The sequence below is a fragment of the Herbidospora galbida genome (assembly GCF_005233835.1).
In the GTDB taxonomy this organism is placed as follows: domain Bacteria; phylum Actinomycetota; class Actinomycetes; order Streptosporangiales; family Streptosporangiaceae; genus Herbidospora; species Herbidospora galbida.
Genome location: NZ_SZQA01000010.1, coordinates 178404 through 193196, shown reverse-complemented (window position 1 = coordinate 193196; position 14793 = coordinate 178404). Strand labels below are relative to the sequence as shown.

General features: G+C 69.5%; 14 protein-coding genes and 3 tRNA genes. 4 read left to right on the top strand and 13 right to left on the bottom strand.

The genetic code is table 11. From position 1 onward, the window contains the following. Nucleotides 1–123: 123 nt before the first annotated feature. Nucleotides 124–1566: an MFS transporter gene (locus FDA94_RS13440; RefSeq protein WP_137247390.1), complete on the bottom strand. Its 1443-nt coding sequence runs from the start codon at nucleotides 1564–1566 to the stop codon at nucleotides 124–126. Nucleotides 1567–1673: 107 nt separating this feature from the next. On the opposite strand from FDA94_RS13440, the gene FDA94_RS13435 reads away from it, so the two are divergent. Further along, nucleotides 1674–2591, top strand: a complete 918-nt coding sequence (locus FDA94_RS13435; protein ID WP_137247389.1) for a TetR/AcrR family transcriptional regulator — start codon at nucleotides 1674–1676, stop codon at nucleotides 2589–2591. 80 nt (nucleotides 2592–2671) lie between these two features. Here the strand turns inward: FDA94_RS13435 and FDA94_RS13430 are convergent, their stop codons facing one another. Genes FDA94_RS13430 through leuC form a run of 4 tightly spaced genes read right to left on the bottom strand, consistent with a single transcriptional unit; the run spans nucleotide 2672 to nucleotide 5255 of the window. Next, nucleotides 2672–2971, bottom strand: coding sequence for an HU family DNA-binding protein (locus FDA94_RS13430; RefSeq protein ID WP_062349503.1), 300 nt, complete (start codon nucleotides 2969–2971; stop codon nucleotides 2672–2674). Nucleotides 2972–3031: 60 nt separating this feature from the next. After that, complete coding sequence (locus FDA94_RS13425; RefSeq protein WP_137247388.1) at nucleotides 3032–3286, bottom strand: SCO5555 family protein; 255 nt, start codon at nucleotides 3284–3286, stop codon at nucleotides 3032–3034. Continuing rightward, nucleotides 3265–3852 carry a 3-isopropylmalate dehydratase small subunit gene (leuD, locus tag FDA94_RS13420; protein WP_137247387.1) on the bottom strand — a complete coding sequence of 196 codons (588 nt, stop codon included), beginning with the start codon at nucleotides 3850–3852 and terminating at the stop codon, nucleotides 3265–3267. Before leuD ends, FDA94_RS13425 begins: the two co-directional genes overlap by 22 nt. A 14-nt stretch (nucleotides 3853–3866) precedes the next feature. Beyond that, nucleotides 3867–5255 carry a 3-isopropylmalate dehydratase large subunit gene (gene leuC, locus FDA94_RS13415; protein ID WP_137247386.1) on the bottom strand — a complete coding sequence of 463 codons (1389 nt, stop codon included), beginning with the start codon at nucleotides 5253–5255 and terminating at the stop codon, nucleotides 3867–3869. Between the two features lie 132 nt (nucleotides 5256–5387). Here leuC and FDA94_RS13410 point away from each other — a divergent pair, with 132 nt between their 5' ends. Both FDA94_RS13410 and FDA94_RS13405 read left to right on the top strand, forming a co-directional pair. Next, nucleotides 5388–6116, top strand: coding sequence for an IclR family transcriptional regulator (locus FDA94_RS13410; RefSeq protein ID WP_062349501.1), 729 nt, complete (start codon nucleotides 5388–5390; stop codon nucleotides 6114–6116). A gap of 85 nt (nucleotides 6117–6201) precedes the next feature. Next, nucleotides 6202–7893, top strand: a complete 1692-nt coding sequence (locus tag FDA94_RS13405; protein WP_137247385.1) for a hypothetical protein — start codon at nucleotides 6202–6204, stop codon at nucleotides 7891–7893. A gap of 5 nt (nucleotides 7894–7898) precedes the next feature. Here the strand turns inward: FDA94_RS13405 and FDA94_RS13400 are convergent, their stop codons facing one another. The 5 genes from FDA94_RS13400 to FDA94_RS13380 all read right to left on the bottom strand — a co-directional run bounded on the left by FDA94_RS13400 (nucleotide 7899) and on the right by FDA94_RS13380 (nucleotide 9719). Then, the gene (locus FDA94_RS13400) at nucleotides 7899–8396 is read right to left on the bottom strand and encodes a PaaI family thioesterase (RefSeq protein WP_137247384.1); all 498 of its coding nucleotides are present in this window, start codon (nucleotides 8394–8396) and stop codon (nucleotides 7899–7901) included. 41 nt (nucleotides 8397–8437) lie between these two features. Beyond that, nucleotides 8438–9382, bottom strand: a complete 945-nt coding sequence (locus tag FDA94_RS41075; RefSeq protein WP_281286584.1) for a TlpA disulfide reductase family protein — start codon at nucleotides 9380–9382, stop codon at nucleotides 8438–8440. Nucleotides 9383–9454: 72 nt separating this feature from the next. After that, a tRNA-Glu gene (locus FDA94_RS13390) sits at nucleotides 9455–9527 on the bottom strand. Nucleotides 9528–9556: 29 nt separating this feature from the next. Continuing rightward, a tRNA-Glu gene (locus FDA94_RS13385) sits at nucleotides 9557–9629 on the bottom strand. A gap of 18 nt (nucleotides 9630–9647) precedes the next feature. After that, nucleotides 9648–9719: transfer RNA gene (locus FDA94_RS13380), tRNA-Gln, on the bottom strand. A 148-nt stretch (nucleotides 9720–9867) separates the two neighbouring features. Here FDA94_RS13380 and FDA94_RS13375 point away from each other — a divergent pair. Next, on the top strand, nucleotides 9868–11838 hold the full coding sequence (locus FDA94_RS13375; protein ID WP_137247383.1) for a M3 family metallopeptidase: 1971 nt from the start codon (nucleotides 9868–9870) through the stop codon (nucleotides 11836–11838). Between the two features lie 3 nt (nucleotides 11839–11841). Here FDA94_RS13375 and FDA94_RS13370 read toward each other — a convergent pair whose 3' ends face one another. The 3 genes from FDA94_RS13370 to FDA94_RS13360 all read right to left on the bottom strand — a co-directional run bounded on the left by FDA94_RS13370 (nucleotide 11842) and on the right by FDA94_RS13360 (nucleotide 14772). Further along, nucleotides 11842–12420 carry a hypothetical protein gene (locus FDA94_RS13370; protein WP_137247382.1) on the bottom strand — a complete coding sequence of 193 codons (579 nt, stop codon included), beginning with the start codon at nucleotides 12418–12420 and terminating at the stop codon, nucleotides 11842–11844. Nucleotides 12421–12641: 221 nt separating this feature from the next. Beyond that, nucleotides 12642–14009, bottom strand: a complete 1368-nt coding sequence (gene gltX / locus FDA94_RS13365) for a glutamate--tRNA ligase (RefSeq protein WP_137247381.1) — start codon at nucleotides 14007–14009, stop codon at nucleotides 12642–12644. Beyond that, a complete protein-coding gene (locus FDA94_RS13360; protein WP_137247380.1) occupies nucleotides 14002–14772 on the bottom strand; it encodes a fumarylacetoacetate hydrolase family protein in 771 nt (256 codons plus the stop codon). Before FDA94_RS13360 ends, gltX begins: the two co-directional genes overlap by 8 nt. Nucleotides 14773–14793: the final 21 nt, after the last annotated feature.

Genomic DNA, 14793 nt, shown 5'->3' with positions numbered 1-14793 from the left:
GCTAAGGTGGCCACGAGGTCTCCGGTGATCAGGTTTTTCTTGGTCGATCAACCCACTTACCGGAGACCTCTTCGCGTACCCGGCCACGACACGCCGCAGCGCATACCTACTTCGAAACAGGCCCTAGTGCTGCAGGTCCTCTTCCCTGACGTGCTTGGGGAGCAGGAACGACACCACGAAGGTGAGCAGCAGCATCCCGGCGACCACCCAGAGCGTGGTCTCCATCGCGGTCTCGAACGTGGCGGGGCTGGGCCGGTCGCCGAGCAGGTCGAAGAAGACCGTGCCGAGCAGCGCCACCCCGAACGCCCCGCCGAGCTGCTGCACCGCCGTGAGGGTGCCCGACGCCGAGCCGGTCTCGCGGGGCTCCACCCCGGCGAGCACCAGGTTGAAGAAGGGCGCCATCAGGAAGCCCATGCCGACGCCGGTGATGATCAGGGCCGGGGTGAGCTGCCAGGGGGTGACGCCGAGCCCGGCGATCTGGAGGGTCACCCAGACGAGCACGACGCCGAGGGTCATCAGCAGCGCGCCGCCCTGGAGGCAGGCCCGGCCGTGCTTCATGAGCGGCTGGACCAGCCCGAAGCCGATGATCATGCCGACTGACCACGGGACGCCCGCCAGGCCCGCCTTCAGCGGCGAGTAGTGCAGCCCGATCTGGGTGTAGAGGTTGAAGACGAGCATGAAGCCCGACATGCCGGAGAAGAAGACCAGCCCGGTGACCAGGCCGCCGTTGAAGGCGCGCTTGCGGAACAGGCTGCCCTCGATCAGCGGGTCGCGTCCGGTGCGGGTGCGCCGGCCCTGGTACCACCCGAACAGCCCGAACACCGCGACCGAGGCGGCCAGCATCACGAAGGCCCATGCGGGCCAGTCGTGCTCACGGCCCTGGACCAGCGGGAACACGACGAGCAGCCCGGCGATCGAGGCCAGCACGACGCCGACCAGGTCGAGCGAGGGCGGGGTGGGCGACTTCGACTCGGGCAGGTAGCGCAGGCCGCCCGCGACGGCCAGCAGGCCGACGGGCAGGTTGATCAGGAAGATCATGCGCCAGCCGGTGCCGAAGAAGTCGGCGTCGACCAGCCACCCGGCCAGAATCGGCCCCCCGACCGACGCCAGGCCCATGACCGGCCCGAACATGCCGAACGCCTTGCCCATCTCGGCGGGCGGGAACATCTCGCGCAGCATGCCGAGCCCCTGCGGCAGCATGACGGCGGCGAACAGGCCCTGGAGGGCTCGGGAGGCGACGAGCATCTCGGGCGACATCGCCAGGCCGCAGAGCAGCGAGCTGACGGTGAAGCCGACGGCGCCGATGATGAACATCCGGCGCCGGCCGAAGACGTCGCCGAGCCGGCCGCCGGTGAGCAGGCCGGTGGCCATGGCCAGGGTGTAGGCGGCGCCGAGCCACTGGAGCAGCGTCTCGGATCCGCCCAGCTCGGCCTGGATGTGCGGGCCGGCGATGTTGGTGACCATGGCGTCGATCAGGTCCATGATCTCGGCGCCGAGGATGACGAAGAGGGCCGGCCAGCGCCATCGGTAGCCCTCCGTCACCTCCGTGACCGTGGTGTGGGACATGCGATTACCCCCGGGAGGAGAACAGTGTTCATAATGAAGTGAACACTGTTCTAGCATGAACAGTGTTCAGTAAGCAAGAACACTGTTCATCTGAAAGGGTTGGCGCCATGACCGTGCCGACGCCCCCGTGGGAGAAGAACGAGCAGGAGCCCAAGCGTCCGGCGAAGGTCCCGCTCAGCCGCGACCGCATCGTCGACGCCGCCTACGTCGTGCTCGACCGCGAGGGCTACCACCGCATGAGCATGCGCCAGGTCGCCGCCGAGCTCGGCGTCGCGGTCTCGGCCCTCTACGCCCACGTGCAGAACAAGGAAGAGCTGTTCAAGCTCATGTACGAGCGCCTGTTCGTCGGCGCCGGCCTGCCCGAGCCCGACCCGGTCAACTGGATGGAACAGGTCAAGGACTTCGCGAGGGCCGGCCGGGAGCGCCTGCGCGCCCACCGCGACCTGGCCTGGATCTCGATGCAGCACGTGCCGTTCACGCCCGAGCTGATGCCCAACGTCGAGCGGCTGATGGCGATCCTGCGCTCCGGCGGCCTGCCCGACCGGGTCGCGGCGATCGCGGGCGACCTGCTGTCGACCTTCCTCGAAGGGTTCACCCTGGAGGAGAGCACCTGGGAGCAGCGCTTCAAGGCCTCCACCCCCGAGGAGTGGGCCGAGGTCATGGAGCAGATGGAGAGCTACTTCCGCGACCTGCCGGCCGACGACTACCCGAACCTGACGGCGATGGCGCCCTACATGACCGGCGAGACCAACGACTACCGGTTCGAGCTCGGCCTCGACGTCATCCTCAGGGGCCTGGCGTCCTACATCGACTACCCTGACGGCGTGCAGGCGACGGTGAAGACCTTCGACGACGAGACCCGGTCAGGGTCGGTCTACCTCGACGACGGCACCGAGGTGCCGTTCCCGGCCGCGGCCTTCGACGCGGGCCCGCTGCGGCTGCTCCGGCCGGGCCAGCGGGTCAACATCGTGCTGACCGACGGCGTGATCTCGTTCATTACGCTGGGCACATTTCCGGTGCCGTGAATAGGAACGGCGCCCCCGAAACGATCGTTTGCATCGGGTGCGCCGTTTTCCGCGTATACGGCCAGCTTCGGCCGTCCGCGTTACTTCTTCTTGTGGGCCTTCTTTCCGCCCGCGTTGACCAGTTCCTTGAAATCGGCCCCCGGACGGAACTTCGGCGCCCAGCTCTCGGCGACCTTGATCGGCTCACCCGTGGAAGGGTTACGCGCGGTGCGGGCCGGCTTGTGCGCCATTTCGAAAGCGCCGAACCCGGTGATCGAGACCTTGTCGCCGCTGGCCACGGCGTGCTGAATGGCGTCGATGACGGCGTTGATCGCTTCGGTCGCCGTCTTCTTGTCACCGACGCGGTCGGCGATGGCGTCGACGAGTTCCTTCTTGTTCATGTGGTTCCTCCCCCTTACGCGCTTTGAAAGTAGGGGAGGAACGCGCGCGACTCAATCACCTTACGTGAATTCACCGCCACTCGGCGTGTCGAATTCGCCGTCCAGGAAGGCGATGAAGCCCTCCAAACGGGTGGTTGCGTGGGGAATGTCGCGCTTTGCCGCATCACAGATCGCGAGCAGCCTCCGAGCGACACGTTCCCGCTCCTCCCCTGTCAAGGGTAGGTCCCGGACGCGGCGCTGCGCGTCGCGCAGCCGCCGCGCCAGTTCTTCGGCCCGGTCGTCGTCCGGACCGCTCAGGCCGTCTTCGGCAGCCACGGCTGCCGCTCGCTCTCGTACGCCGCGATGGCGTCGGCGTGCCGGAGGGTCAGGCCGATGTCGTCGAGGCCCTCCATGAGGCGCCAGCGGGTGTAGTCGTCGATCTCGAACGACCACGTCTCGCCCGCCGCCCGCACCTGGCGCTCGGCCAGGTCGACGGTGATCTCGGTGGCCGGGTCGGCCTCGACGGCCTTCTGGAGCGTCTCGACCGCCTCCGGTGAAAGGATCACCGGGAGCAGGCCCATCTTGGTGGAGTTGTTGCGGAAGATGTCGCCGAAGCGGGCGGCGATGACGACGCGGAAGCCGTACTGCTGCAGGGCCCAGACGGCGTGCTCGCGGGAGGAGCCGGTGCCGAAGTCGGGACCGGACACCAGGATCGAGGCGCCGGTGTAGGCCGGGTCGTTCAGCACGAACGAGGGGTCTTCGCGCCAGGCGGCGAACAGGCCCCTCTCGAAGCCGGTGCGGCTGACCTGCTTGAGCCAGACCGCCGGGATGATCTGGTCGGTGTCGACGTTGCTGCGCCGCAGCGGGACGGCGGTGCCGGTGTGGGTGACGAAGGCGTCCATCAGAGGTCTCCGGGTCAGACGAGGTCGGCGGGGGCGGTCAGCTTGCCGGTGACGGCGGTCGCGGCGGCGACCTGCGGCGACACCAGGTGGGTGCGGCCACCCTTGCCCTGCCGGCCCTCGAAGTTGCGGTTGGACGTGGAGGCGCTGCGCTCCCCCGGCGCGAGGGTGTCGGGGTTCATGCCCAGGCACATCGAGCACCCGGCCTCCCGCCACTCGGCCCCGGCGGCCTTGAACACCTCGTGCAGCCCCTCGGCCTCGGCCTGGAGCTTGACCATCATCGAGCCCGGCACGATCAGCGTGCGCGTCTTGACCTGACGGCCCTGGAGGATCTCGGCGGCGGCCCGGAGGTCTTCGAGCCGGCCGTTGGTGCACGAGCCGACGAACACCGTGTCGACCTCGACGTCGGTGAGCCGGGTGCCGGCGGTCAGCCCCATGTACTCCAGCGCCCGCTCGGCGGCCGACCGCTCGATCGGGTCGCCGAACTGCTCCGGCGCCGGGACGACCGAGCTCAGCGGCGCGCCCTGGCCTGGGTTGGTCCCCCACGTGACGAACGGGGCGAGCGTCGCGGCGTCGATCTCCACGACCTTGTCGAAGACGGCGTCGTCGTCGGTGGACAGCGTCTTCCAGTATTCGACCGCCGCGTCCCAGGCCTCGCCCTCGGGAGCGTGGGGACGGCCCTTCAGGTAGTTGAAGGTCGTCTCGTCGGGGGCGATCAGGCCCGCGCGGGCGCCCGCCTCGATGGACATGTTGCAGACCGTCATCCGGCCCTCCATCGAGAGGTTCCGGATCGCCTCGCCCCGGTATTCGACGATGTAGCCCTGGCCGCCGCCGGTGCCGATCTCGGCGATGATCGCCAGGATCAGGTCTTTGGCGGTGACGCCGAACGGCAGCGCGCCCTTGACCTCGATCGCCATCGTCTTCGGCCGGTAGGCCGGCAGCGTCTGCGTGGCCAGCACGTGCTCGACCTCGGAGGTGCCGATGCCGAACGCGATGCCGCCGAAGGCGCCGTGGGTCGAGGTGTGGCTGTCGCCGCAGACGATCGTCATGCCCGGCTGGGTGAGCCCGAACTGCGGGCCGATGATGTGCACCACGCCCTGGCCGGCGTCGCCCATCGGGTGGAGCCGGATGCCGAACTCGGCGGCGTTCTTGCGCAGCGTCTCGACCTGGGTGCGGGACACCGGGTCGGCGATCGGGCCGCGGACCGTCGGCACGTTGTGGTCTTCGGTGGCGATGGTCAGGTCGGGCCGGCGTACCGGCCGCCCGGCCATGCGGAGCCCGTCGAACGCCTGCGGGCTGGTCACCTCGTGAATGAGGTGGAGGTCGATGAAGAGCAGGTCGGGCTCACCGTCGGCGCGCCTGACGACGTGCTGCTCCCAGACTTTCTCGGCCAGTGTGCGTCCCATGGTCTCCAACGCCTCCTCGCGTTATCGTCCCGTCTCTTATGATGAGACTGATATATCGGGATATGGACACTGTATCTTCTAACCGCCACTACTGCGGTTGCATCTCAATAAGCGAGACGGCAGTATCGGGGTATGGACAACTCTAGCGGAGTCGGCGTACTCGACAAGGCCGTCCTCGTGCTCAACGCCCTGGAGGCCGGACCGGCGTCGCTGGCGCAGTTGGTCCAGGCCACCGGGCTGGCCCGACCCACTGCTCACCGCCTCGCGGTGGCCCTGGAGCATCACCGGATCGTCTCCCGCGACACACAGGGCCGATTCATATTGGGCCCCCGTTTGTCCGAGTTGTCCACTGCGGCCGGCGAAGACCGCCTGCTCGCGGTCGCGGGTCCCGTCCTGACCCAGCTGCGCGACCTCACCGGCGAGAGCGCCCAGCTCTACCGCCGCCAGGGCGACGAGCGGGTGTGCGTCGCGGCGGCGGAACGCGCCAGCGGCCTGCGTGACACCGTTCCCGTCGGGTCGGCGCTGCCGATGAGCGCAGGGTCGGCCGCCCAGATCCTGCTGGCCTGGGAGGAGCCCGACCGGCTCCACCGCGGCCTGCGCGGCGCCAAGTTCACCGCCGCGACCCTGGCCAGCGTCCGGCGGCGCGGCTGGGCCCACAGCGTCGGCGAGCGCGAGCAGGGGGTCGCCTCGGTGTCGGCGCCCATCCGGGGCGTGGGCGGCAAGGTGATCGCCGCCGTGTCGGTCTCGGGCCCCATAGAGCGCCTCACCCGCACCCCCGGCCGCCTCCACGCCGCCCCCGTCGTGAGCGCCGCCGACCGCATCACCGAGGCGATGCGCCGGGCCGGTGCGAACGGCTCCTGAACGGCGCGCGGAACAAGGGCTCGCGCGGTGAACCCGCCCCGAGAAGCTGTTAGATGGCCTCGCCCGTTGGCCCTAGGCTGGCGGGGTGACAGATCGCATTGAGGCAGCCGCGGCTGAACTGCGTCCACTGCTCCAGGAATTCCTTCTCTGGGTGCCCGCCAACGCACCCGAAAGCGACCCCGACCTGGTCGGCTCGGCCGCCCTGTGGCACCGCCTGAGCCAGCGTTCCGACGTGGGCCACTGGCGCCGCGACGATCTGCGCCCCCTCATGCTCGACCGTCTGCCACAGGTGGTCGAAGACCCCGACGCCGCCGCCGACGCGATGGTGCCCTCGCTGCGGTCCTACCTGACCTTCCTCCACGAGACCGGCCGCCTGACGGCCGCCTCCGACCGCCTCGAACTGCTGCTCAACGAGCTCGACGCGCTCGAAGACGACTTCGTCGACCGCATGGAAGACGCCATCGGCGAGACCGAGTGGGACGACGAGGAGGACGGCGAGGAGGACGAGGGCCTCGGCGACTTCGAGCCGTTCGCCGACGAGCTCGCCGAGCTGCCGACCCTGCGGCTGCGCCCCGACGCCGAGCTGGCCGCCGACGCCCGCCGGGTGCCGCTGATCACCGCGGCCCGCGACCTGTCGGTCTGGATCGGCACCGACCGCAAGGTCGGCCAGTCGACGCTGCTGACCGACGCCGAGGTCGAAGAGGCCGTGACGGCCCTCGGCCTCACCGGCCCGCAGAAGCTGTGGAACCTGTGGAACCTGGCGATCGACCTCGAGTTCGTCACCCCCTCGGGTGAAGACACCGTGAGCATCGACTCCGACACCGCCGCCTGGCCGTTCGACGACGACGAAGACGTCCTCGACGCCTGGATGCTCGGCCTCGGCTCGATCGACTACGGCGACCCCGAGCTCGACGACGACGATCTGACCGTGGCCCTGTCGGGCCTGACCCGCGAGACCCTGATCCGCGTCCTGCTGAGCGGCGGCCAGAAGGCGCTCGACGACCTGCGCGAGGAGCTGGCCGAGGCGGTCCGCGACTACGACGACCTGGGCGACGCCGCCTGGGAGGCGGCCGGCGACCCGCTGGTCCCGGTCCTCGACTGGCTGACCGGCTACGGCATGGCCGAGGTCGAGGGCGACACGGTCCAGCTCACCTCGCTGGGCACCGAGGGCGTCGTCCACCTCGTTGACGAGGCCGACCTCGACATCGACGCCCGCCCGGCCATCGACGCCATGACGGCCCACGACCTGCTGTCATTCAGCGCCGACATGTCCGAAGAGGAGGCCGACGCCGAGTTCGCCGCCTGGATGCGCCTGCGCGAGCCCGCCCAGGCCGCCGAGGAACTGCTCGGCGCCGCCGTGGAAGACGAGTCCGACGCTCTCGTACGCGTCCAGGCCGCCTCCCTGGTCGGTCAGCTCGGCGAGGTGGCGATCCCGGCCTGGAAGAAGGCCCTCAACGAGGAGTCGCTGCGCTCCTACGCCGCGACCCACCTCACCCAGCTCGAGGTCGACGACGCGCCCGAGCCGACCCAGGCCGACACCCACTGGCTGATCCTCGACATGTGGACCATCTCGGCGGGCCTCGGCCGCGCCGAGTTCGTCAGCAGCCTCGAAGACATCGGCCCGGCGACCGACCTGATCAGCCTGCTCGAGGTGATCTGGAAGGTCCGCCACCCCCACCTCGACGAACTGCTTGAGGCGATCGCCGAGGCCCACCCCGACCGCAACGTCGGCAAGGCCGCCAAGCGGGCCCTGTTCAAGGCTCGCTCCGGCGACTGACCCGTCTACTTCAACGGAAAGACCGCGCAGGTCGTGGTGCCGTGGGCGTAGAGCTTGCCGTCGTTCACGCCCACGAGCGACCCTTCGGCGGTGGCGGTGGTCCGGCCGACGTGCAGGGTCTTCGCCTCACAGCGCAGCGGCCCGGTGTGCGCGAACGCGGGCCTGATCATGTTGATGTTGAGCTGCACCGTCGTGTACGCCCGCCCGGCCGGCAGGGCCGTCATGATCGCGCACCCGAGAGCCGAGTCGAGCAGGGTGGCGAAGTAGCCGCCGTGGACGGTGCCCATCGGGTTGTACTGATGCTCTCCCGTCTCCCCCTCGAACAGAGCCAGCCCCTTCTCGACCTTGAGCATGGTGAAGCCCAGGGTTCCCGCGATGGGCGGCGCCGGGATCTTCCCGTCGAGCATGGCCTGGAGGAACTCCAGCCCGGACATCTCGGCGACGTCGGCGGGGATCGTCGGGGGCGCCCAGGAGTGGGTCCGGCTCTGCATCGTGGTCGTCATGAGTCTAATTTTGGAACCCAGGGCTGGCCGGTGGCAAATCGTCACGACCAGTCGGGCAACGGGCGGTAGATCGCGATGCCCGCGTCCTCCAGTTCGACCTTGAGGTCGAAGTAGGCGTCGCCGAACGGGTCGATTCCGTCGAGCGACATCAGCCCGCGCCTGATCGCGACGTCGTGCGGGGCCAGGTCGGCGGCGGCCGCCAGGTGGTGGCGGGCCTGGTCGGGACGGCCCTCGCGGAAGGCCCAGGCGGCGATCCGGGCGTGCAGGCGGGCGGCGCGCTCCTCGTCGGTGGCCCGGCGCAGGCTCCGGCCCGAGGCGCCCGACTCGCCGGTCAGCGCCCAGTGGCGCAGCGCCGCGACGGCGGCCTCCGACGACAGGCCGTTCATGGAGCGGAAGGTGTCGGTCGCGGTCATCGTGTCCTGGGGGCGGGCGACGCGGCCGTCCTCGTCGATCCAGACCACGGTCGGCACGTTGACGACGTTGTAGAGCTCGGCCACCACCCCCTCGACGTCGACGGGGCCGTCGTGCCAGGCGGCGGCGTCGGCACGGGCCCGGTCGAGGGAGATCGGGACGATCTCCACGGGCAGCTCCTCGCCGAGGGCCAGCCAGGCCGGCAGGTCGTAGCGGCACCCGCACCACGACGCCCAGAAGACCAGAAACACCTTCCGGCCCCGCAGCGACGACAGGGTGAACCCGTCGAGGGTGAAGTCGGGCGCGGTGCCGAGATCGGCCGCGACGGGCTCGCCGACCGCGATGATCCCCTCGCCCGCCACCACGGGCCGCCCGAGGAGTTCGGCGAACGCGACGACGTCGACCCCCTCGGCGGTCTCGGCCGCGGCGGAGCGGAACGCCGGGACGCAGGCGTCTCCCCGGCACCACCCGTGGGCCTTGCGCTCCCAGCCCATCAGGGTCACACCGTGGGGCACCACGGCTCCGGCGATGACCTCTTCACGTCCGTCGGCAAGCAGGCTGACTGGATAGCTCATGTATCGATAGTAGCACTATCCAATCTGAGGACAACAAAAAAACGGACTTCCGTGAGGAAGCCCGTTTCGATGTAGCCCCGAGCGGATTCGAACCGCCGCTACCGCCTTGAGAGGGCGGCGTCCTAGGCCGCTAGACGACGGAGCCCTAGAACTGCTGGTGAGAGGGAAATCTCGTACTCCCGAGCGGATTCGAACCGCCGTTACCGCCTTGAGAGGGCGGCGTCCTAGGCCACTAGACGACGGGAGCAAGGCTGCACTACGTGCGCTGGGGTACCAGGACTCGAACCTAGAATAACTGAACCAGAATCAGTCGTGTTGCCAATTACACCATACCCCATCAGCGAACTCGTTCCCCGGGGGGCTTATCGCTCGCGACTCCGAAAGAATAGCCCAGCTCCGGGCCCACTGCCAAAACGAAAGCCGATCGCCTCGCCGATGACCGGTGTGACAAGCTGAAAGTCCCGTTTCGCGAAGGAGTCCGGCCGATGACCAACCCGTTCCTCACGCCCAGCACCCTGCCCTACCGGCTGCCGCCGTTCGCGGAGATCAGGGAGGAACATTACGTTCCGGCGTTCGAACGGGCCATGGCCGACCACCTCGCCGAGGTCGAGGCCATCGCGACGCAGCCGGAGCCCGCGACCTTCGCCAACACGCTAGAGGCCCTCGAACGGGCCGGCGAGATGCTCCAGCGGGTCTCCATCGTCTTCTTCAACCAGGCGAGCAGCGACACCACCCCGCGCATCCAGGAGATCCAGCAGGAGATCACCCCGAAGCTGGCGGCCCACAACGACTCCGTCGCCCTCAATCCGGCGCTCTACGCGCGGCTCAAGGCCGTGGAGACCGACGTACCGGAAGAGCAGTGGCTCCTGCAGCGCTACCTGACCGACTTCGTACGCGCCGGCGCCGAGCTCGACGACGACCAGCAGGCCAGGCTCCGCGCGATCAACGAGGAACTGTCCAGCCTGGCGGCGACCTTCCAGTTCAACCTGCTCAACGACACCAACGCGCGCGCGGTCGCGGTCGACGACGAGTCGGCCCTCGACGGCCTGTCGGCCGACGAGATCGCCGGCCTGCGCGAGACCGCGAGCGCGCGGGACCTCGACGGGAAGTACCTGATCACGCTGGTCCTCCCGACGGGCCAGCCCGCGCTGTCGTCGCTGACCGACCGGTCGCTGCGCGAGCGCGTCCACCGCGCCTCCACCGGCCGGGGGGCGGCCAACGCCGAGCTCATCACCCGCATCGCCCGGCTCCGCCGCGAACGGGCCAACCTGCTCGGCTACCGCAACCACGCCGAATACGCCCTGGCCGACCAGACCGCCGGCTCCACCGGCGCGGTCACCGAGATGCTCGACAAGCTCGTCACCCCCGCCGTCGCCAACGCCCGCCGCGAGCAGCAGGCGCTGGAGGAGCAGGCCGGCTTCCCGATCGAGGCCTGGGACTGGTCGTTCTACGCCGAGAAGGTGCGCCAGGCCCGCTACGACATCGACAGCGCCGCGATGCGCCCCTACTTCGAGCTGAACCGCGTCCTGGTCGACGGCGTCTTCCACGCCGCCCACCGCCTCTACGGCCTCTCGTTCACCGAGCGCCCCGACCTCATCGGCTACCACCCCGACGTGCGGGTCTGGGAGGTCGCCAACGAAGACGGCTCGCCGCTGGGCCTGTTCCTGGGCGACTTCCACGCGCGGGCGTCCAAGCGCGGCGGGGCGTGGATGAACAGCCTGGTCCACCAGTCGGGCCTGAAGGGTTACCGGCCGGTGGTGGTCAACAACCTCAACATCGTCAAGGGCGAGCCGACCCTGATGACCTTCGACGAGGTCAACACGATGTTCCACGAGTTCGGCCACGCCCTGCACGGCCTGTTCTCCGACGTGCGCTTCCCCCGCTTCTCCGGCACGTCGGTGCCGCGCGACTTCGTGGAGTACCCGTCCCAGGTCAACGAGATGTGGGCGACCCATCCCGAGATCCTGGCCAACTACGCCAGGCACCACGAGACCGGCGAGCCGATGCCCCAGGAACTGGTCGACCGGATGCTGGAGGCCCAGAAGTTCAACCAGGGCTTCGCGACGGTCGAATACCTGGCCGCCACCCTGCTCGACTGGGCCTGGCACACCGACTACGAGGGCGGCGACGCCGAGACCTTCGAGGTCGCCGCCCTGCGGAGCGCCGGGGTCGACCTGCCCGCCGTCCCGCCGCGCTACCGCAGCACCTACTTCGCGCACATCTGGGCCAGCGGCTACGCGGCGGGCTACTACTCCTACATCTGGAGCGAGGTCCTCGACGCCGACACGGTCGACTGGTTCACCGAGAACGGCGGCCTGACCAGGGAGAACGGCGACATCTTCCGGTCGCGGCTGCTGTCGAAGGGCGGCAGCACCGACCCGCTGGGCGCCTTCCGCGCCTTCCGGGGCCGCGACCCGCGCATCGAGCCGCTGCTGGAGAGGCGCGGGCTCCTCTGACGATCAGTAGGTGCACTGCACCACGACGTCGTCCAGTTCGATCTCGGCTTCGTAGGGCCCGTTGTCCGTGGCCCCCATCGCGAACCGCAGCACGACGTCGGCGCGCTGCGCGGTCCAGCTGACCGTGTGGAGGGTGTATCCGGGCGTCCAGCCCGGATACGGCACCGACTTCAGTGCGATGTACGTCCACGTGTCGGGGTCGATCACTTCGACGTTCAAGTGGGGGCCCTGACCACGCAGCCTGGCCCAGACGCCCGCGCTGCACCTGATGGGCCCCGGGCGGCTCACCACCGGAGAGAGATGGATGGTGCGCCCGATCGCGCACCAGTCGGGCCGGTAGAGCACCCGCCAGTGGGCGAACCCCGTTCCGGTGCGCGGGGGTCCGAGCCCGCCCGTGTAGTAGGGCCCCCAGCAGGTCCCCACGACGGTGGGCGACCACCGGGACGCTGGATTGGTGCCGGGCTCGAACCCGTCGGTGAGCTGCCAGATCCCGGCGGAGGCCGGTCCGGCCGGGGCGAGGACGACCGTGGCGGCGACCGTGACCGCGACGAACGCGCGGGACAACCTCGAACGTAAGCGCATGCGCCCAGTGTGGGAGCCACGCGACGCCCTGTGGACCCTGGTCTTTCCGGCCCCGGACCCTGGGGTCGACGCCTGCTCCGGCGTCGCGGCGGGAGGCGGGAGCAGGTGAGGAGCGCCGGTCGCGGGGCGGTGCGGAGGCGGCGGGCGGGGCCGGGGTGGGCGGAGCCGTAACGGAAAAATGAAAACGGCCGCCTGCCCTGATCGGGCGGGCGGCCGGTGGGTCAGAGCTTGGCCAGCGCCGCGTTGAGGCGTTCGATCGACTTCTCGCGGCCGAGGACCTCGATGGACTCGAACAGCGGGAGGCCGACCGTGCGGCCGGTGATCGCCACGCGGACCGGGGCCTGGGCCTTGCCGAGCTTGAGGCCGTGTTCGGCGCCGACCTCTTCGAGGGCGGTCTTGAGCGCCTCGGGGTTCCAGTCGGCGGTCGCGAGGCGGGCGGCGTAGCCGGTCAGGATCTCCTGGGCGCTCGTCTTCATGGCCTTGTCCCACGACTGCTGGTCGTGGACGGGCTCGTCGAGGAACAGGAAGTCGACGTTGGGTGCGATCTCGGACAGGACCGCCACGCGGGTCTGGGCCAGTTCGGCGACCTTCTGGAAGGTCGCGCGGTCCCACGCCGGGTCGAGGAACGGGTCGCAGCGCTCGACGAACTCGTCGAGGGTCAGCTTGCGGATGTATTCGCCGTTGAAGGCGCGCAGTTTCTTCTCGTCGAAGAAGGCCGACGACAGGTTCACGTTGCGGAGGTCGAACAGGGGGGCCATCTCGGACCACGGCATGATCTCGCGGTCGTCGCCGGGGCCCCAGCCGAGCAGCATCAGGTAGTTGACCATGGCCTCGGCCAGGTAACCCTCGTCGCGGTAGGACTCCAGGGCGACCTTGTCGCGCCGCTTCGACAGCTTCTGGCGCTTCTCGTTGACGATCACCGGGACGTGCGCCCAGACGGGCGGGGTGTGGCCGAGGGCCTCCCACAGCAACTGCTGCTTCGGCGTGTTCGACAGGTGTTCCTCGGCGCGGACGACCTCGGTGATGCGCATCTCGACGTCGTCGACCACGTTGGCCAGCACGAACAACGGCGAGCCGTCGGCGCGGGAGATCACGAAGTCTTCCATCGCGTCGTTGGGGAACTCGACCGTGCCCCTCACCAGGTCTTCGACCACGGTGACGCCGGTGTCGGGGGTGCGGAAGCGCAGCGCGCCCTCGGTCAGGCCGCGGTCGCGGCAGTGGCCGTCGTAGCCCTTGTGCTCCGAACCCGTGCGGGCCTTCACGTCGTCGCGGGTGCACGTGCAGTGGTAGGCGCGGCCCTCCTTGTGGAGGCGGGCGGCCGTCTCGCGGTGCTGGTCGGCGTAGGAGGACTGGAAGTAGGGGCCCTCGAACAGCGGCGACGAGCTGTCGATGCCGATCCACGACAGGGCCGAGATGATGCCCTCGGTCCATTCGGGGCGGTTGCGGGCGGCGTCGGTGTCCTCGATCCGGAGCACGAACCTGCCGCCGGTCTGCTCGGCGACGGCCCAGTTGAACAGGGCCGACCGGGCGCCGCCCACGTGGAACATGCCGGTGGGGGACGGCGCGAAGCGAACACGTACCTCAGTCACGAGAGACAACCCTGTTGGTGAGAGTTCCAATGCCTTCGATGCCCACGGAGACCTCGTCACCGGGCTTGACCGGCCCGACGCCGGCGGGAGTGCCGGTGAGGATGACGTCACCCGGCAGGAGGGTCATGACGGCGGTCACGTGGGCGATGAGCGCCGGGATGTCGAAGATCAGCTGCGAGGTGCGCCCGCTCTGCCGCAGCTCGCCGTTGACCGTGGTGGTCAGCGCGAGGTCGGACGCGTCGAGGTCGGTCTCGATCCACGGCCCGAGCGGGCAGAACGTGTCGAACCCCTTGGCCCGGGTGAACTGCACGTCTTTCTTCTGCAGGTCACGGGCGGTCACGTCGTTGGCGCAGGTGTAGCCGAGGATGACGTCTTTCGCCCGCTCGGCCGGCACGTCGCGGCAGAGCCGCCCGATGACGACGGCGAGCTCGCCCTCGTAGTCGACGTGCTGGGTGAGATTCTCGGGATAGGCGATGGGCTCGTTGTGCCCGATCACCGACGTCGACGGCTTCAGGAAGATCATCGGCTCGGCCGGTACGTCGTTGCCCATCTCCTTGGCGTGGTCGGCGTAGTTGCGCCCGATCGCCACGACCTTGGACGGCAGCATGGGCGCCACCATGCGGACCTCGGCGACGGGGAACCGCTCCCCCGTCAGCGACACCCCGCCGAAGGGATGACCGTCGATCCTCGCGAGCACCTGCTCGCCCTCTTCGACCACACCGAAGGCGACCCCGCCACCAGTGGAGAACCTCGCGATACGCACCGTCCCAGGCTAGTGCCTCAT